The organism is Rhodococcus baikonurensis (genome assembly GCF_040489275.1).
Taxonomy (GTDB): domain Bacteria; phylum Actinomycetota; class Actinomycetes; order Mycobacteriales; family Mycobacteriaceae; genus Rhodococcus_F; species Rhodococcus_F baikonurensis.
The window spans coordinates 48,867-67,514 of record NZ_JBEUOQ010000005.1; the positions used below are offsets into that span (position 1 = coordinate 48,867).

Below are 18,648 nucleotides of genomic sequence, written 5' to 3' on the forward strand. Positions count from 1 at the left end.
GAGAAACAGCTGGTGATCATGACCAAGCAAGACAGTGTTGCCCCCGACAAGAGCGCTCAGCGCAGCGAATCGGGCGCGCAGCGCGGCGGCGCCAAGGGTGCGCCCCGCGACACGTCCGCCGTCGGCCTGAACCCGATCAAACGCGACGCCATGGGCGCAGCCATGCGTGTGCTTACCAAGATCACCGGTTCGGAACTGGCCGAGAAGTTCAATCTGCGTCAGACCATCGATCGCGTGACCTACGAGGGCACCAAGACGGGCTTCAAAACCCTCGGTGCCGCTACTCGCGGATTCCAGAAGGTCTCGGGCAACGGTGCACCCAAGCGCCTGCCCGACAACCCGAGCAAGAACGCCGACTACTTCGACCTCACCCCGGACGACGACCAGAAGATGATCGTCGAGACGGTGCGTGAGTTCGCGGCCGAGATTCTGCGTCCCGCAGCGCACGACGCCGACGGCGCAGCTCAGGCCCCCGCCGATCTCTCCAAGCGCGCGGCCGAGCTCGGTATCACGCTGATCAACGTTCCCGAAGAACTCGACGGAGCAGCCGCCGATCGCGGCGCAGTCACGAATTCTCTTGTTGCCGAAGCACTTGCGCACGGAGACATGGGACTTGCACTTCCGATCCTCGCACCCAGCGGCGTTGCAGTTGCACTGACGCAGTGGGGCACCGACGCGCAGCAGAAGACCTACCTTCCGGCCTTCACCGGCGAGCAGGTCCCCGGCGCAGCAGTGGTGGTCAACGAACCACGCGCACTGTTCGATCCGTTTGCCCTGCAGACCAAGGCAGTGCGCTCCCCCAGCGGCTACAAGCTCAACGGCGTCAAGAGCTTGGTGCCCGCCGCGGCTACGTCCGAACTCTTCGTCATCGCCGCAGAACTCGACGGCAAGCCGTCCTTCTTCATCGTCGAATCCGACACCAAGGGACTCGTCGTCGAAGCAGATCCCAGCATGGGTCTGCGCGCCGCCGGCCTGGGTCGCCTGATCCTCACCGACGTCGCCGTGTCGGAGTCCGCACTGCTCGGCGACGGTGATGCCGATCAGCGCAAGGCCGAGTATGCCGACGCGATTCGACTGGCCCGCCTCGGTTGGGCGTCCATGGCCGTCGGAACCAGCCAGGCAGTTCTCGACTACGTGATTCCGTACGTCAACGAGCGCGAAGCGTTCGGCGAGCCGATCAGCCACCGCCAGGCCGTGGCCTTCATGGTCGCGAACATCGGCATCGAACTCGACGGACTGCGTCTGGTCACGCTTCGCGGCGCTTCCCGCGCCGAGCAGGGCTTGTCCTTCGCTCGCGAATCCGCTCTGGCCCGGAAGCTGGCTTCCGAGAAGGGCATGCAGATCGGCCTCGACGGTGTGCAACTCCTCGGTGGACACGGGTTCACCAAGGAACACCCGGTCGAGCGCTGGTACCGCGACCTCCGTGCCATCGGCGTTGCCGAGGGCATCGTCCTCATCTGACGCCGCTGAACTTCCAGGAGAACCACGATGATCAACCTCGAACTTCCCAAGAAGCTCAAAGCATCAGCGAACCAGGCACATCAGGTCGCGGCGCAGATCTTCCGACCCATCTCACGTAAGTACGATCTTGCTGAGCACGAGTACCCCGTCGAGCTCGACACCATGGCCGCCATGGTCGAAGGTCTCTCCGATTCCGGTGGAGACATCGGCGGTGCCAGTGGCGGACGGTCAGACGCGAGCGCCAAGGGCGGCAACGCCAACGGCGGCAACATGTCTGCGCTCCTCAACTCGCTCGAAACATCTTGGGGCGACGTAGGACTCATGCTCTCGATCCCCTACCAGGGGCTCGGCAACGCCGCGATCGCCGCAGTGTCCACCGACGAACAGCTCGAACGTTTCGGCAAGGTGTGGGCGTCGATGGCCATCACCGAACCGAGTTTCGGTTCCGACTCCGCCGCAGTGACCACCACCGCCGTTCTCGACGGCGACGAGTGGGTTCTCAACGGCGAGAAGATCTTCGTCACCGCCGGTGAGCGTTCGACGCACATCGTCGTGTGGGCGTCGGTCGACAAGTCGAAGGGTCGAGCGGCCATCAAGTCGTTCGTCGTTCCGCGTGACGCACCGGGCCTGAGCGTTGCTCGTCTCGAGCACAAGCTGGGCATCAAGGCCTCCGACACCGCAGTACTCCTGCTCCAGGATTGCCGCATTCCCGCGGACAACATCCTCGGCAGCCCGGAGGTCAACGTGGAGCAGGGCTTTGCCGGCGTCATGCAGACGTTCGACAACACCCGGCCCCTCGTTGCAGCCATGGCCGTCGGCGTCGGACGCGCAGCTCTCGAAGAACTGCGCGGCATCCTGACCGAAGCCGGTGTCGAGATCTCCTACGACACACCGGTCTACAACCAGCATGCAGCTGCAGCCGAGTTCATCCGTTTGGAAGCCGATTGGGAGGCCGCGTACCTGCTGTCTCTGCGCGCGGCGTGGATGGCGGACAACAAGAAGCCGAACTCGCTCGAAGCGTCCATGTCCAAGGCGAAGGCCGGCCGCACCGGCACCGACGTGACGCTCAAGGCAGTCGAGTTGGCCGGCACCTACGGCTACTCGCAACGCCCGTTGCTCGAGAAGTGGGGCCGCGACTCGAAGATTCTCGACATCTTCGAGGGCACCCAGCAGATCCAGCAGCTGATCGTCGCACGCCGCCTGCTCGGAAAGTCGTCCGCCGAACTGAAGTGACGGTCGAATTGAAGTGACGGTCGCACAGACCCGATCCCGACACACTCCGCCCCGCCACCTTTCGAGGTGGCGGGGCGGACTGCTCGGTCGCCATCGTGAAACTTCACCACCGAAACCTGATTGCCCATTAGTGTGTAATCAGTCCTACAACGACGCTCGGAAGAGGTTCACGTATGCCCGGATTGGTCACCAAGGTCACTGACACCATCGGCGCGGCGGGGGTCATGATCCGAGCCGGACTCGTCCCGTTCCCTCGCCTCGATCGCGGGCTCAAATCCATTGCAGCCGTGGACAAGTACGGACCCTTTGCCGGGCCGGTCCATGCACACGCCGAGAGCGGCTACGACGCGGTGGCGATCATCGACGAACGCGGACCCATCACCTATGCCGAGCTCGAGCGTCAGAGCAACGCGTTGGTCCGGGCGTGGCAGGCCGACGGCATCACGTCCGACTCCGTCATGGGTGCGATGTGCCGTAACCATCGAGGCTTGGTCCTGACCATGCTGGCGGCAGCGAAGAACGGAACAAAGCTCGTTCTCATGAACACGGGCTTCGCACGGCCCCAACTCGTGGACGTCGCCGCGCGGGAGAAGGTGGTCGCCTTCGTCTACGACGACGAGTTCGCGGACATCGCCGATGCCTTGCCGGACGACGTCGTCGTCTATCGTTCCTGGCCAGAGGGCACGGCCGCTGACGGTTCCACGGCAGCGACTCTCGACGAGGCCATCGCCGGACGCACCACGTCGTCGGTGCCGGCACCCGAGAAGAACGGTGGTTTCGTCCTCCTCACCAGCGGGACTACGGGAACTCCCAAGGGTGCGCCGCGTGGCCACACCTCCCCTCTCGCGTCGGCGCAATTCCTCGACCGCGTGCCGTTGCGCCGCGAACAAACCATGATGATGGCGGCCCCCGCCTTCCACGGAACCGGCGTCTCGCAGTTCGCTCTCGCATTGGCACTCGGCCAGACCGTCGTCATGCATCGAAAGTTCGATCCGGAGAACACGATCAAGCTTGTCGCCCAGTACAAGTGCGACAGTCTGGTCGTGGTCCCGACGATGCTCACTCGCATCATCGACCTCGGCCCCGAAGTGCTGTCCCAGTACGACACGTCGAACCTGAAGATCATCTTCTCGGCAGGGTCGTCACTCTCACCCGACCTGTGCAAGCGAGTCACGGCCTCGTTCGGGTACGTCCTCTACAACCTGTACGGATCCACCGAGGTCGCAGTGGCCACGGTCGCAACACCCGAGGATCTGACCATCGCTCCGGGAACCGCCGGTCGAGCCCCGGTGACGTGCCACGTCGAACTGTTCGACGAGAACAACAAGAAGATCACCACCCCACACACGATCGGCAGGATCTTCGTCGCGAGCGGACTGAGCTTCGAGGGATACACCGACGGGCGTGACAAGGAACGTATCGACGGACTCCTCTCGACCGGCGACGTCGGACATTTCGACGCCAACGGCCTCCTCTTCGTCGACGGCCGCGACGACGACATGATCGTCTCCGGTGGCGAGAACGTGTACCCACTCGAAGTCGAGAACCTGCTCGCCGACCGCGAGGACGTCCTGGAGGCGGCAGTCATCGGTGTCGAGGACGCCGACTTCGGTCACCGCCTGCGAGCGTTTGTCGTCGTCGCTCACGGCGCCGACCAGAACTCCGAGGAATTGAAGGATCACGTCCGGTCGAATCTGGCGCGCTACAAGGTTCCCCGCGAGATCGTCTTCATCGACGAGCTTCCCCGCAACGCCACCGGAAAGCTGTTGCGCCGCGTCCTGATCGAGATGGAGATCAGCGAAGGCTGAGCACGGTCACATCGCGCTGAGCGTCCGTATCAATTCCGCCTCGTCGACGCGCGTGGAGTGCCCGTCGCGGAGCACGACCTCCCCCGCAACGAACACCGTGTCCACGATCTGACGACTGCCCGTCGTGAGAATGGACGCGCCCGGATCTCGCACCGGGAGGCAGCCGAAGTCACGTTCGAACCGAATCATGGTGAGGTCGGCGGGATCGCCCACGGAGATCCCGCCAGACCTGGCCGGCAGACCGAGTGCTGCGTTTGCACCGCCGGATGCGATGTCGATCATGGCCTCGAAGCCGAACAGGTCGGCGCGGCCGCGCGCGGCTCGCTGGACATAGGCACCGGTGCGCAGCGTCTCGAGCATGTCCTGAGTGTCGTTGCTGGCTGCGCCGTCCACACCCAACCCCACCGCGATCCCCGCGTCGAGGAAACTCGGGACGGGCGCGATTCCGCTACCGAGGCGCATGTTGCTGACGGGGTTGTACGACACTCCGACGCCGCGCTCCGCCAGTACCTTCTGACCACGGTCGTCTAGTTCGACGCAGTGGACCGCCAGCACCCGGTCCCACAAAAACCCATGGGAATCCAGGTAGTCGACCGCGTTCACGCCCGCGTGTTCGGTACACATCGTGTTGTCGGTCTGCGTCTCGAGCAGGTGAATCGAGACCGTCAGGTCGCGAGCCTGCGCGAACTCACGCACTTCCGACATCCCCTCCGGGGTCAGCGAACGCGGGTTCGGTACCGCGACCGCCACGTCGACGCGGGAACCGGCAACGTCGCGCATCATCTGATCCGTATGTGCGAGAACATCTCCGAGTGGTTGCATGAGCCGCGGATCGAAGCCCCACTTCCTCGTCTTGTCCGCCCGGTCTGCGGTTCCGCGTCCAAGCACGGCTCGAATTCCGGTGTCGTGCAACGCCCGGATCACGGCATCGTGAACCTCGCTGGACGGGTGCGGCCACATGTGTTCGACCAGGGTCGTCGTACCGCTGCGCAATGCCTCCAGCGAGGCTGCGACAGATGCCGCGTATGCGCGCTCCGGCGTGATCTGAACCGACTCTTCTGCGACCGCGAGTAGCCATTCGAGAAGCGGTGTCCCTTCGGCTATGCCACGCATCAGTGACTGCTGAAGGTGCGTATGGGTGTTGACGAACCCAGGGATCAGATACGCCCCCGATCCGTCCACACTTCCAGGTGTGGCAGTGCCGGTCGACTTCTCGATCGATTCGACCACCCCATTCGAGACGACGACGTCACGGCCGGTCAGCCATTGCCCGCCGCTGTACAACGTCACGTCCCGGATGATCGCGTCGGTCATGTTCTTGGGCGCGGTAGTCATCGCCAGTTCTCCTGAAAGTGTGTGACGGAACGGATACGGATCAACGCGCGAAGTTCGCGCGTACTCGCTGGTCGATGTAGTCCTCGGCAGTGATCGGCGGGTACTTACCCGCTGGGCCCTCGATGGTCACGTCGCGGTTCGCCTGAGCGAAGAACGCGAGGCTGTAGCGGGCTCCCCGATAGTCGGTGACTCCGGGACTCTTGACTCGATGAAAATTCGACGGCAGGACGTCATCACTCCATCTCATCAGCATGTCGCCGATGTTGCAGGTGATCGCTTCCTCGGCCGGCACCACCGACGTCCATTCCTGGGTGTCCATCTCCTTGCCCGGGCACAGTTGCAACCCGCCCTGACCGTCACGCTGGAAAAGCAATGTCAGGCAATCGAAATCGGTGTGTGCTCCGGCACGCCACATCCCTTCGACATCTGCGTCGGCGGCAAGGGGGAAGTAGTGGAGTAGTCGCAGTGTGCTCTGGTAGGTGTCCACGGACGGGTCATGTGCCCTGGTGAAGAAGTCTCGTTCGAATCCCAGCTTCTCGGCGAAGCACGAGAGCAGGTCCATCGCAATGCCCCAGCACTTGGCTTCGAAGTCCAGGATCGTTTCGCGGAATCCGCCCAATTCGTCTGCAGTGGGCCACAGATCACCCATATGCGGGCGGGTCACCTGGTAGGACTCTTTCTGATCAGGTGTTCCGATGGAGGGACGCACCTGCGTCATGCTCTCCCAGCCGGAGTTGAAACCCTTCTTGAGCGGATACTGCGCTTTGACCTCAGTGGGCAGTGCAAAGAATCGCTCGGCCGCCGCGAAAGCCTCGCGGACCTGGTCCAGATCGATTCCGTGATTGACGATTTGGAAGAATCCGATGTCGGTCGCTGCCGACCACAACTCCTCGGCGATCTCGCTTCGCCGGTTCTCGAAATCCGAGAGATCGATTCTTCGGACCTCGCGGTCGGTGGTCTCCGTGCCCAGGCCACCCATGCGAGTCTCGCGGTTGAGTTCTGTCATGTCGTACGTCATTTGCTGTCAGCTCCTTCAGCGGATTCCGATGGACCGATCGGTGAATTTGTCGGTGTATATCTCTTCAGCAGTCACTGACTGCGGTATCGCCGCACCCCCGGAGTTCAGGATGGGCTTCAGTTCTTCGACGGTGTGGGCGACTCGCGTCATGTCGAACGTGCCGACAGATCCGTCTGCCTCGTTCGCGATCAGGCCTTTCTCTTTCAGGAGCTGGGCACTGAACGCTGCTTCACCCTCGGTGTAGGGAGAGAACGACACGTCCTGCGAGACGACGTCGACAATGGCAGCATTCGCCGTATCCGGCGCAGTGATGTAGTCCGCGGTGGCCTGCTGAATGATCGGAACCAGCTTGCTCAAACACGGCGAGAGTGTCTCGACCTTGTCGGCACGAACGGAAACATTGGACGCGTAGATGTCGAAACCCGAATCTTTCAGCAGGTCATAGGAAACCGGCTTCTCCCACGCCGGCGTCTCCTTCTCGTACGTGTACGGTTCCGAATTCGCGAATCCTTGCTGAGCGATGGTCGGGTCACCAACAAATCGTGAGGGGGCTCCGTCGTAGCTGGTGTCGAGCTGGGACTGCTTCAGTAGTCCTTTCGCGACCAGCCACTGCGGAAAGAGTTGCTCTTTGGAAACGACGACACTCGCGTCGGACTTGCCGATATCGGCAACGCTCGTCCAGTCCGGATGAGACTCTTTGTCCCACATGAGGATTGCCGGACTGTATTTGAGCAATGGCGTGACGGCAACAACGGGCTGACTTGCCGCGGCCGCGATCACCTGATCGCCGTGCACCAAGCCGAGAGTGATGGAATCGTCGACGTACATCTGGGAGCTGACGGATTGGAACCCGATTGCCGGTCCCCCGGCCCGCAAGGTCAGGCCGACTCCGGTGTCCTTCCCTCCGGCGACGAGAGTCCCACTGACGGACTTGTCGTCGGTGTCGACCGAATAGCCGGGACCGAGCATCTCGAAGAGCGCTCCCATATCCGACTGTGGCTGCCATTGGAGTTGAACCACAACGTTTTCCGGACAGAGACCCGCCAGGTTCTGAGCCTCAGCAGCTGGTTCGAGAGATTCAGCCTTGGCCGTCTCAGCTTCACTGGAGCTGCACGCAGTCAATCCGATGGCTGCACACAAGGCCAGTGCCGCGCCCGCCGCTCCCACACTTCTGCGATTGGAATGCATCTTGCGGTTTGAACACACAGCGTCTCCTTCGTGAAAACAATTGGGATGTGGGCGAACCAAGCAGGGTGATCCGATGAGCACACTCTGCAGCACTTGGATTACATGCAATGCACTTGTTGTTTCCATCAGGTAACGCACGCCGTAGTTCGACCTTCACCTGCAATGTCACCTCACATTTACATTCAGCAATCTAGGCGACATACATGCAATTCAAGATAGTTCCTACAACTTGAAGAACTTTTGCATGCATTATCGAACCGGAGGCTCAGATGGAACTCGCGAACACGATGCAGGATGCCGACGCTCGCAAGCTCACCGCGCCGATGCAGATGGTCTTTTCCGACGTCGTCAAGAAGTTCGATACCGGCACTGTCGCGCTGGACGGCATCGATCTGGACGTGGAGCGAGGAGACTTCGTCGCCGTGGTCGGGCCCTCCGGCTGTGGCAAGTCGACTTTGTTGCGCATGGCGGCCGGCCTCGAGCGACCGACCGGCGGAGCGGTTGCCCTCGACACCGAATCAGTTGGCTTCATCTTCCAGGAGCCGACTCTCCTCCCCTGGCGAACCGTGCAGGCCAACGTCGAACTATCCGCCGAACTCGGTGGCGGCGACAAAGCAGCGCGAAAATTGCGAGCCGACGAGGCAATTCGCGCAGTGGGCCTGGTGGACTTCGCGAAACAACTGCCCAACGCGTTGTCAGGCGGAATGAAGATGCGCGTCTCTTTGGCGCGAGCGCTCACTCTCGCACCTGCTGTGATGCTGCTCGACGAACCTTTTGGTGCGCTCGACGAAATGACACGACTGGAGATGCAGGTAGAGCTCCAAAGGCTCTACACCGACAAGGGGTTCACCTCGATGTTCATCACGCACTCGGTATCCGAGGCCGTCTACCTCGCAAACAAGGTGGTCGTCATGACCGCCCGGCCTGGACGAATCCATTCGGTCGTGGACATCGATTTCCCGTACCCGCGTAGCCCGGAACTGCGCTACGACGCCCGATACACCGAATACGTCGCCGAGATCTCGGCCAGTCTGCACGGGAGCCTACGATGACCGAAGTTCTTGCAGTTCAACGAGAAAACGCCACACGCCCTACCGTTGTTCGCCCCGATTCTGCGACAACGAGCCAAGCCGAGGTACAGCCTCGACGGTCCTCTCGAATGAGAGCGCTCGGCGCCCTGGTGCTCTATCCGTTGCTCTCACTTGCAGGCGCGGTCGCAGCGTGGTCGATCGTCAGCTACCTTGTCCTCTCCCCCGAACGCCGGTTTCTCCTCCCGCCCCCGAGTCAGGTGCTGACCAAGTCGCTGCTCGACTGGAAACATCTCTCTCCCATGCTCGAAGCCCTCGCCGTGACGGCGCAGGTTGCACTGGTCGGCTTCGTCGTCGCAGTGGCAGTCGGCGTCGGAACCGGCGTGTTGATGAGCCAAGCCAAGTGGATCGAGCGGATCGTCTATCCGTACGCCGTTGTTCTGCAAGTCATTCCCATCCTTGCCATCGTGCCCCTCATCGGCCTCTGGTTCGGCTACGGCATGACCGCTCGTACTCTGGTGTGTGTTCTCATCGCAGCCTTCCCGATCATCACCAACACACACTTCGGATTACAGTCGGTCGATCGCGGATTGCACGAACTCTTCACCCTCGGACGAGCGTCACGGTGGGATCGACTGGTGAAACTCGAACTGCGAGCGGCAATGCCGGCCATTCTCACCGGCATTCGCACCGCCTCCGGCCTCGTTGTGGTCGGTGCCATCATCGGCGACATGTTCTTCGCCAAAGGACAACCCGGGATCGGAACCCTGCTCGACGTCTACCGAAGCCGCCTTCAGTCCGAGGATCTGATCGCCGCGATCGTGATCGCGTCGGTGTTCGGCGTCCTCGTCTTCTCTGCCTTTGGATTCCTCTCACGTGTGCTCGTCGGCAAGTGGCACACGTCCGGCCGCAAGGACTTTAAATGACCCACGAAATTCCTGTCTTCGACATTCCTACGATCGATATCACCCCGTACCGCCGCGGCGAGGCAGCGGTTGCGAACGCAACCAACAGCACTGCCTGCGCGGAGGTCGCAGCCCAACTCGATCGAGCGTGCCGGGAGGTCGGATTCATACAGATTGTCGGACACGGCATTCCACGATCGGCGACCGACGGACTGGCCGACGCACTCGACGAGTTCTTTGCTCTCCCACTGACGGTGAAGAACAACTATCGCCGTCCCTCGTCCGAGAACCGTGGCTACTCACCACCGAAGTCGGAATCACTCAGCATGAGCCTGGGCGTCGCCTCTGCAAACCAGATGAACGATTTCTACGAAGCGATAGTCGTGGGCACGCAGGTGAGCGACTATCCGGGCGTCGACCTGCCCGAGTCCAGCTACGCCGCCAACACCTGGCCCGTGGCCGCGCCCGGATTCCGACCGGCCATCGAAGAGTATTTCCGTCATGCACAGGGCTTGGCACGAATCCTGATGTGCGCCTTTACCGACGCCCTCGGATTGCAGCCCGGGTACTTCGATTCGATGCTCGACCATTCGATCGACGCGATGAAGATGAACAACTACGCACTGCCCGAGGGTGAGATCCGCATCTCCGGCGACATGACGGGAATGGGCGCTCACACCGACTTCGGAATCTTGACCATCCTGTGGGCAGATCAAGTTCCGGGCCTTCAAGTTCTGAGTGCCGATGGCGTATGGCACGACGTCCAACCTGCCGACGGCGCACTCTTGATCAACCTCGGCGACGCGATGGCACGCTGGACGAACGACCGATGGCGCTCGACGGTGCACCGAGTCGATCCACCTGTCGTCGATGGTCAGATCATCCGACGTCGCTCTGCTGCATTCTTTTTCGACGGAAACCACGACGCCGTCATCGAAGCACTGCCAGGGACTCTCGCACCGGGCGAAGTGGGATACCCACCGATCACGATCGCTGAGAACATCGCGGCCAAAGTGGCCGGACTGAAAGGCGCGATGAAGTCCGAGGTCGACGGTCGCAGCGCTGACCGAGTGCGCGCCGCTGGATAGCGCTCCCGGGTACGGTCGAGATCGTGCAGGATCGAAATGAGGACAAGATGACCACCACCGAACGAGCTTTACTCACCGAGTCCGTGCACGAAACGCTTCGCGAACTGATCTTTTCGGGAGAGTTGGCGCCGGGGACACCACTGAGTGTTCCCGCACTGGCGAGCAAACTCAATGTCAGTCGAACGCCGGTCCGCGAGGCCGTGCAGCAGTTGATCTACGAGGGCATCGCCGTCCACACCCGAAATGCGGGTGCAAAAGTTGATTCACTGGACGCAGAGTCGCTGCGCGCGGTCTTCGAGGTGCGTGAGGTTCTCGACGGTCTCGCGGCATTGCACGCGACAGCCAATGCCACCCACGAAACCGTGTCACAGCTGAACAAGATGGTGCAGGTGCAACGCGAACTTCTCGAGAGCCCGCCGGATCAGCGTCGGGATTCGAAGCTGGACCTCGAGTTCCACACCTTGATTCGTGAGACTGCGTGCAATCACCCGCTCAGTGAAGCCCTTCACCGCCTGGACGGACAATCACATCTCTTCCGTTCGGACATGTGGAGCCTCGAGCTCAATCGGCGGATCGCTGTCACCGAGCACGCTCGTATAGTCGCGGCCATCGAATCGGGTGACGCCTTGGGAGCCAGAACTGCCGCGAGCGCACACGTAGCCGGGCTACTCGTCCGAACAACCCGGACCTGAAGCCTCACCGAAATGACGGGAACAACGTGTCCGGCCAGGCGATGTCGCCGTCGCTCTCGTCCACGAACGAACCGACACAGTCGCGTCCCAGCGCACTGATCGTTCCCGAGAGCACCTCTGGATGCTCGAGTTCGGTGAGGTGGTCTGCTCCGGTTCCGGCACCGGGAACGCCATCGATGTACACCCGGCACTGGCCCCCGTCCAACCGACCGTCCGCCCACTCACCCGAGCTCTGTACCACCGAATAGTAGGCGGAACCAGGAGTGTCCTCACCTGAGTTCAGCTTGGTCAGAACCTCGGAGAACATGCAGGTGTCGTAACCGTCGACAGGGCCTTGCACGCAGCCACCGGGGCTGCCGTATTGCGGCGCTCCGATAGCGACCAATGAATCCACGGTGTCGGAGCCACCGAGGAACTTCGCGTAGTACCGGGCACTCAGTCCGCCGGCGCTGTGCGCGACCACGCCGACATATGTGGCGTCAGCGGCGTAGGTACGAATCGCCTCGGCGATCAGTTCGGCATCTGCGGCAATCGTTTTGCCGGGAGCATCGACGAAGTGCGTCTCGTAGCCCGCATCCTTCAGTGCCCCGTCGAGGGCGCGGTAAGGCGCCTGATGTGCCTCGCCTGAGCTGTACAGCTGCTGGCCCGGAACGATGAAGACCACGCGTTTCCCTGTCGCGCCCCCTCCACCGGCGGTGGCAATGCCACCAGAGAGCACCAACGCAGCCGTCACGAGAAAAGCGGTCACTGCCGAAGACACGGGCACCGTCGAAAATCGCACGTCGCAACCCTACGACGGACGCACGCAAAAAAGGACCGCCGCACTGGAATCCAGTGCGGCGGTCCTTTTCTAGTAGCGGGGACAGGATTTGAACCTGCGACCTCTGGGTTATGAGCCCAGCGAGCTACCGAGCTGCTCCACCCCGCGATGCATGGACAAAGTTACACGAGCAGATGAACGGAACGCAAATCGCCTGCGCTGGAGCGAAATACACGCCTGAAAGTCACAAATTCGAGTGACTGGGTTCACAAAATACTCGTGAGGATCAACACATAACAGGTATGTAACGAACACACCTCGAAACCGCATCGGAACGGCCCTACCAGCGCAAACTGCAAAATTCGCCTACAAGAGCCGACCGGGCAGTCCGGAAAATCGCGAATCGACCCTCGTTCAGCGCTCCCGTACGGTCGGTCCCGGCCCGAATCAACCGGGCGAACGCCGACCCGCCGCTGCTCGACTCTGCCCCGCGGGATCGGAACCCCCGAAACCTTCGAGGGGCAGAGGCACGGAGAGACAAGCGCCCGGGAAGTCAGCATCACCGCGACCCGCAGGCCCGCCGATGTCAGCAAGCGCGGAGAGGATTTACCCCGACATGACGTACACCAGCATCAGCAAGCGTGCATTCGGCACATTGGCAGTAGCCGGCGCACTTGTCGCAGTGCCCCTCACCATGAGCACCGGCACCGCTTCCGCAGCCACCCACAACTGGGACGGCGTCGCACAGTGCGAGAGCGGTGGCGACTGGAACATCAACACCGGAAACGGCTACTACGGCGGCCTGCAGTTCTCGCAGAGCACCTGGACCGCCAACGGTGGCACCGGCTCGCCGGCCAACGCTTCCAAGGAAGAGCAGATCCGCGTCGCCGAGAACACCCTGCAGAGCCAGGGCCCCGGCGCATGGCCCGTCTGCGGCCAGCGTCTGACCGTCGCGAGCGAGCCTGCAGTCGAAGAGGCTCCCGCCGCAGCACCGGCTCCCGTCGCCGAGGCACCCGCAGTTGCTCCCGCCATCGAGATCCCGGCCGAGCTCAAGCCCGCCGCACAGCAGGCCTACGACACCGCTCGTGACCTCGCCGGCCAGTACGGCTTCGCCGCACAGTTCCAGCAGCTCGCCGATGCCAACGCACCGATCGTTGCTGCACTGCGCTGATTCAGCTCGTACAGCTTCACCCTGAGCACACAAGAAGGCCCACCATCCGATCGGATGGTGGGCCTTCTGTGACTCACGAACGAGGTCGACTAGCTGGGCGGCAGCGCCTGGTAAGCGTCTACTGCCTTCTGCAGACGATCCAGCGCGGCTCCGTAACCACTGAAGTCACCGTTCTGTTGCGCGGACTTCAGCGCATCCATGGCAGCGTTGACCTCTGCCAGAGCCTTCGACACATCTTCCGATGATGCCGGACCTGTAGGCGTCGTCGGCGCCGTCGGTGCGGGGGTGGTCTCGGTTCCCGCCGGCGGTTCCGTCGTGGCAGTTCCACCCGGTGCCGTGGCAGCGCCGGCGGCTCCACCATTGTCGAAGACCTGATCAAGTGCCTCGGCCAACGTGGATGCGTATCCGACACGAACCCTGCTGCCTGCCTTCGCAGACTCCTGGTAACTCACGAGGACTCGAGAGAGCTGTGGGAACGAGGTCGTCGTGTTACTTCGCTCGGTATACATGGGTTCGACGTAGAGAATTCCACCCTCAGCGATCGGCAGGGCCAACTGGTTGCCGTATCGAATCGTGTTGGTTCTCTCCAGCAGTGCCTTCTCCGAGCCCACACGAGCATCCGAGATCATCGAGTTCTGCGACTGTGACGGGCCCTGCGTCTGTTTGTTGACGGGCAACTGCAGGACAGTGATCTTGCCGTAGTCCTTCGGATCCGAATTCACGGTGATGTAGGCCGACAGGAAGTCTCGCTGGAATCCCACCATCGGACTTGTCAGCCGGAACGACGGCGCGCCGGTTTCCTGGTCCCCCACCATCACGTAGTAAGGCGGTTCGTTCTCCTTCGAATTCTCGACCGTCGGCTCGTTGGGCACCGACCAGAAAGCATTGTTGGTGAAGAACTCGGTCGGATTGTCGACGTGGTACTTCGCCAACATTTCTCGCTGAACCTTGAACAGGTCTTCTGGGTAGCGGAAGTGTGCCCGCAGATCGTCCGAGATGTCACTCTGTGGCTTGACCGTGTCCGGGAACACGCCCTTCCACGCATTGAGAACCGGGTCGTTGTCGTCGACCTGATAGAGCGTCACGGTGCCGTCGTAGGCATCAACGGTTGCCTTGACCGAGTTGCGGATGTACGACACTTCCTTCTTCGGCAGCAAGCGGCCGGTCGTCGCATCCACACTGTCCGCGACCAGTCCGTCCAGTGAACTGCGCTGTGCGTACGGATAGTTCTCGAGTGTGGTGTACGCATCGACGATCCAGACGATCTTGCCGTCGACTGCTGCCGGGTAGGCATCTCCGTCAGTGGTCAACCACGGAGCAACCTGACCGACGCGATCGCGAGGATCACGGTTGTAGATGATCTTGGAATCCGAACCGACGGCACCCGAGAAGAGAATGTTCCTCTCCGTGTACTTCGCTGCGAAAGCCAGGCGATTGACCCAGTTTCCGATCGAGACGCCACCGGAACCGGTGTAGGTGTACTTGGTCTGCTCGGTGTCGTACTCGCGAGCTTCCGAACCACCCGCACCACCGACGATTGCGTAATCGTCAGCGCCTTGACCGATGACCTCGCCGTAGTAGATGCGCGGCTGATCGACCTTGATGACCTGTGTTCCCGCGTCCTGCGAGGCGATGTCGCTGACCGTGTAGATCGGGTAGCCCGCATTGTTGTTGTTGGCGTTGTCCTTCGTCGGGTCGAGGACCGGCGCAGTGATCTTGTTCGCCGGAGCGGCCACCAAGCCGTCACCGTGCGTATAAACGGTGTGCTTGTTGATCCAGTCCGTCTGGTTTCCCTGCAGGTTGTTCGGTGAGATCTCACGCGCCGCCACGATGTAGTCGCGCATCTCTCCGTCGATGTCGTAACGATCGATGTCGAGCGAGGGTGGGAACCCGTAGAAGTTCTGACGCTGTTGCTGCTGAGTGAAGGTGGGCGACAGAATGTTCGGGTCGAGAAGTCGAGCATTGGCAATAGTGGTGACATCTGCCGGCACTTCGCGCGGAACCGCGTCACCGTCACCTGAGTAAGGCTGATAGGTGACCTTGTCGTCCGTGATTCCGTAGGCCTGCCTGGTAGCCGCGATGTTCCGCTCGATGTACGTGCTCTCCTTGTCCGCCGCGTTGGGCTTGACGGAGAACTGCTCGACGATCATCGGCCAGACTGCGCCGACGAGCACCGACGAGAGAACCAGCAGAGCAACAGCCATAGCCGGGATACGGAGGTCGCGGGTGAAGATCGCCGCAAAGAACGCCAAGGCACAGATGATCGCGATGGACATCAATATCAGCTTTGCCGGGAGCACAGCCATGATGTCCGTGTAACCCGGGCCGGTGAACGTGGGCTCTTTACGGCCGCTGGAAAGCAACGAGTAGCGATCGAGCCAGTAGGCGACGGCCTTGAGCAGTACGAAAGTTCCCGCCAGGATGGCCAACTGCACACGAGCGGCGGTCGTGAACGTCCCCGCCCGTCCGGCCAATTTGATACCACCGAAAACGTAGTGGGTGATCAGATTTGCCACGAAGGCCAGCAGGATCGAGACGAACAACCAGTTCAACACGAAACGGTAGAACGGCAGATCGAACGTGTAGAAGCTGACGTCCATGTTGAACTGCGGATCGGTGATACCGAAAGCCTGGCCGTTGAGGAACAACTGGATGGTGACCCAGTTTGCCTGCGCGATGAGACCGGACAAGACGCCGATCGCCACCGGAATGATCACGCCGAACAGACGAAGCCGCGACATGACGGTGGTGCGGTAGCGCGCGATCGGATCATTGGGTCCGGAAACCGGGACGAACACCGGACGCGCGCGGTACGCGAGAAGCATCGCGAGCCACACGATGGCTCCGACGACAATTCCGACGACGAGGAAGAGAACGAATCGCGTCAGCAGAACCTTGGTGAACACACCACGGAAGCCGACTTCACCGAACCACAACCAGTCCGTGTACATGCCGATCAGTCGCGGCCCCACGAGCAGCAAGGCCGCCACTACGACAGCCACCACCAACAAGATTCGACTGCGTCTGGACAGAGAGGGTAAACCTGCGGGGGGCCGCATGCCCACGTGCCACGCTCCAAGATTTGGCGACGCCGTGGCGTCGCAACCGATTGCATCGATCACTGCGGCCACGCCCGAGTGGACTTGGCCGTTTCCGACCACTCTACGTAACAACGGTCACGGGTTGACAACACGGAGAGCGGGGACCCGGACAGAAGGTGGGAGGATGAACGTGTGAGTGAAGAGAATATGAGCAGATCACCGAGTGCCCTCGCCCGGTGCGTTCATGAAGTTGTCGACCACATCGACGCCGAAGGCTGGGATCAACCGCCGAAGCTGTACGCGTTGGTGCCCACCGAGATGCTCGCCGCGGCCGAGCCCGGATTGCTCGACCAACTCGCCGAGGGCGCCGAATACACACCGATCGAACAGGAATCGCTTCCCGAGGACATCATCGGCGGTTCTCGCGCACTCGACGAGTTCCTGGCTACGACGCATTGGCCCGAGTCGGTGCAGGGCTGCATCCTGGTGCAGGAGATCGTCGTCCTACCGCCCGAGGCGGAATCGGATCTCGATCACGCGACAGCGCCGGTGTTGACCGATCAGCACGCGGCGGACGAGGTCGCTCGACTGACTGCCAACGCGCATCCCGATCGACGCGAAGCGCGACTGTTCGTCGGCGTGCTGCGTGACGGTCCTTCGCTGTCGCTTCTACAGATGCGACCCGACGAGGATGCGGATCCGTACGGCGACTTGGAACTGCTCACCTACGACGGTCTTGCACCTCACCTCGTGCACGCGCTGTACGCGACGCTCGACGAGGTCGAAGAAGACTGACGGACTCTCTCTTCTGCAAACAGCTTTCAGCAGCGGGGTGCGTCGCCGCCCGTGTTGAGACTCTCGAGTGAGTCCACTGCGCCGGGCAGGTTGTCGACCTTGACGAGTCGAAGCCCGTCCGGCGCATTCTGTTTCGCCTCGTCACAGTTCTGGGTCGGCACGAGGAAGGTCTCCGCACCGGCTTCGGAGGCGGCGATCAACTTGTACCGAATGCCGCCGATCGGACCGACTTCGCCGGCGGAGTCGATGGTGCCCGTCCCGGCCACGAACTTTCCGCCGTTGAGCTCCCCCGGTGTCAGCTTGTCGACCAAGGCGAGTGTGAACATCAGTCCGGCAGAGGGACCGCCGATGTCGGCAAGATTGAACTGCACGGTGAAGGGAACGTCCGGGACCTCGTTCGGCGTGACGCCGAGGTAACCCGATTCGGGCTTGTTGGGCCGCGCCCCGACCGTGACCGGCACAACGGTCTCCACACCCTCACGAAGGACGGTGACGTCGATCGCGGTGCCGGGCGCGATCTCACCGACCGTGTCCTGAACGCCGGTGATGGTGGTTACCGGAGTGTCGCCGATCTTGACCAGGACGTCGCCCTCTTGCAGGGCACCCGCAGCGGGGCCGTCCGGAGTCACCTTGGACACAGTGAGTGCCACCGGCTTGCCGAGAAAGTGCAGTGCAGCCAACTCGGCACTGTCCTCGGACTGCTGGAAATCGGCGGTGTTGGCCTGCTGGATCTCTTCCTTCGACTTCTCGGGCGGATAGATCTCCGAGCGTGGGACGAGTCCGTTGTTGCCACTCGCCCACAGCCCGAACGCTTCGAAGATGTTGAGGCCGTCGCGAACCGACACCGTTGTCATGTTGAGGTTGCCGTCGGTGGGATCGACATCGGTCCCCTGGATGTCGACGACGGGCTTACCGTCGACGTCGCCGAGCGTGTTGAAGGTGGGGCCCGGACCGAGTGCGACATAAGGAACAGTGACCATTGTTCCGACGACTCCCAACACGACGATGGGTGCGAGTGCGGCCAAGAGCGTCACTATCCGTCGATTCACCTGATCCAGAGTAAAGCGCGAAGGCGCCGGAGCACCGATCGCACTGCCTGAGCGCCGCGCGTGTTCGCCGTCAGCG

Annotated in this window: 15 protein-coding genes and 1 tRNA gene; 9 read left to right on the forward strand and 7 right to left on the reverse strand. The window is 62.0% G+C overall.

The features are described 5' to 3' along the window. Positions 1–12: 12 nt before the first annotated feature. From ABWI03_RS13590 to ABWI03_RS13600, 3 genes are all read left to right on the forward strand, one after another. A complete protein-coding gene (locus ABWI03_RS13590) occupies positions 13–1,461 on the forward strand; it encodes an acyl-CoA dehydrogenase family protein (RefSeq protein ID WP_124566575.1) in 1,449 nt (482 codons plus the stop codon). A 27-nt stretch (positions 1,462–1,488) separates the two neighbouring features. Continuing rightward, positions 1,489–2,694 (forward strand): acyl-CoA dehydrogenase family protein, encoded by a 1,206-nt coding sequence (locus ABWI03_RS13595; RefSeq protein ID WP_003942363.1) that lies wholly within the window; start codon positions 1,489–1,491, stop codon positions 2,692–2,694. Positions 2,695–2,867: 173 nt separating this feature from the next. Further along, entirely contained in the window at positions 2,868–4,502 is a 1,635-nt protein-coding gene (locus ABWI03_RS13600) for an acyl-CoA synthetase (RefSeq protein ID WP_298778045.1), read from the forward strand. A 6-nt stretch (positions 4,503–4,508) separates the two neighbouring features. Here the strand turns inward: ABWI03_RS13600 and ABWI03_RS13605 are convergent, their stop codons facing one another. Genes ABWI03_RS13605 through ABWI03_RS13615 form a run of 3 tightly spaced genes read right to left on the reverse strand, consistent with a single transcriptional unit; the run spans position 4,509 to position 8,043 of the window. Next, the gene (locus ABWI03_RS13605) at positions 4,509–5,837 is read right to left on the reverse strand and encodes an amidohydrolase family protein (RefSeq protein WP_124566375.1); all 1,329 of its coding nucleotides are present in this window, start codon (positions 5,835–5,837) and stop codon (positions 4,509–4,511) included. A 40-nt stretch (positions 5,838–5,877) separates the two neighbouring features. Further along, on the reverse strand, positions 5,878–6,855 hold the full coding sequence (locus ABWI03_RS13610; RefSeq protein WP_003942293.1) for an isopenicillin N synthase family dioxygenase: 978 nt from the start codon (positions 6,853–6,855) through the stop codon (positions 5,878–5,880). Positions 6,856–6,870: 15 nt separating this feature from the next. Beyond that, the gene (locus ABWI03_RS13615) at positions 6,871–8,043 is read right to left on the reverse strand and encodes a nitrate ABC transporter substrate-binding protein (RefSeq protein ID WP_298778746.1); all 1,173 of its coding nucleotides are present in this window, start codon (positions 8,041–8,043) and stop codon (positions 6,871–6,873) included. 269 nt (positions 8,044–8,312) lie between these two features. Here ABWI03_RS13615 and ABWI03_RS13620 point away from each other — a divergent pair, with 269 nt between their 5' ends. The 4 genes from ABWI03_RS13620 to ABWI03_RS13635 are packed head-to-tail and all read left to right on the forward strand — an operon-like array spanning position 8,313 to position 11,756. Then, positions 8,313–9,095, forward strand: coding sequence for an ABC transporter ATP-binding protein (locus ABWI03_RS13620; protein ID WP_166809738.1), 783 nt, complete (start codon positions 8,313–8,315; stop codon positions 9,093–9,095). Continuing rightward, a complete protein-coding gene (locus ABWI03_RS13625) occupies positions 9,092–9,997 on the forward strand; it encodes an ABC transporter permease (protein WP_283377016.1) in 906 nt (301 codons plus the stop codon). The genes ABWI03_RS13620 and ABWI03_RS13625 overlap by 4 nt, the downstream gene beginning before the upstream one ends. After that, on the forward strand, positions 9,994–11,064 hold the full coding sequence (locus ABWI03_RS13630) for an isopenicillin N synthase family dioxygenase (protein WP_353798737.1): 1,071 nt from the start codon (positions 9,994–9,996) through the stop codon (positions 11,062–11,064). Before ABWI03_RS13625 ends, ABWI03_RS13630 begins: the two co-directional genes overlap by 4 nt. Before the next feature lie 47 nt (positions 11,065–11,111). After that, positions 11,112–11,756, forward strand: a complete 645-nt coding sequence (locus tag ABWI03_RS13635; RefSeq protein ID WP_166809741.1) for a GntR family transcriptional regulator — start codon at positions 11,112–11,114, stop codon at positions 11,754–11,756. 4 nt (positions 11,757–11,760) lie between these two features. On the opposite strand, the gene ABWI03_RS13640 is transcribed toward ABWI03_RS13635, so the two are convergent. Further along, positions 11,761–12,537 carry an esterase/lipase family protein gene (locus ABWI03_RS13640; RefSeq protein ID WP_124566379.1) on the reverse strand — a complete coding sequence of 259 codons (777 nt, stop codon included), beginning with the start codon at positions 12,535–12,537 and terminating at the stop codon, positions 11,761–11,763. A gap of 73 nt (positions 12,538–12,610) precedes the next feature. After that, positions 12,611–12,684 (reverse strand) — tRNA-Met (locus ABWI03_RS13645). Between the two features lie 448 nt (positions 12,685–13,132). Here ABWI03_RS13645 and ABWI03_RS13650 point away from each other — a divergent pair. Beyond that, a complete protein-coding gene (locus ABWI03_RS13650; protein WP_166809743.1) occupies positions 13,133–13,687 on the forward strand; it encodes a transglycosylase family protein in 555 nt (184 codons plus the stop codon). Positions 13,688–13,776: 89 nt separating this feature from the next. Here the strand turns inward: ABWI03_RS13650 and ABWI03_RS13655 are convergent, their stop codons facing one another. Continuing rightward, complete coding sequence (locus tag ABWI03_RS13655; RefSeq protein ID WP_166809744.1) at positions 13,777–16,752, reverse strand: UPF0182 family protein; 2,976 nt, start codon at positions 16,750–16,752, stop codon at positions 13,777–13,779. 168 nt (positions 16,753–16,920) lie between these two features. Here ABWI03_RS13655 and ABWI03_RS13660 point away from each other — a divergent pair, with 168 nt between their 5' ends. Continuing rightward, a complete protein-coding gene (locus ABWI03_RS13660) occupies positions 16,921–17,523 on the forward strand; it encodes a PPA1309 family protein (RefSeq protein WP_019747831.1) in 603 nt (200 codons plus the stop codon). Positions 17,524–17,549: 26 nt separating this feature from the next. On the opposite strand, the gene ABWI03_RS13665 is transcribed toward ABWI03_RS13660, so the two are convergent. Then, complete coding sequence (locus ABWI03_RS13665) at positions 17,550–18,572, reverse strand: YlbL family protein (RefSeq protein ID WP_298778056.1); 1,023 nt, start codon at positions 18,570–18,572, stop codon at positions 17,550–17,552. Between the last annotated feature and the right edge of the window lie 76 nt (positions 18,573–18,648).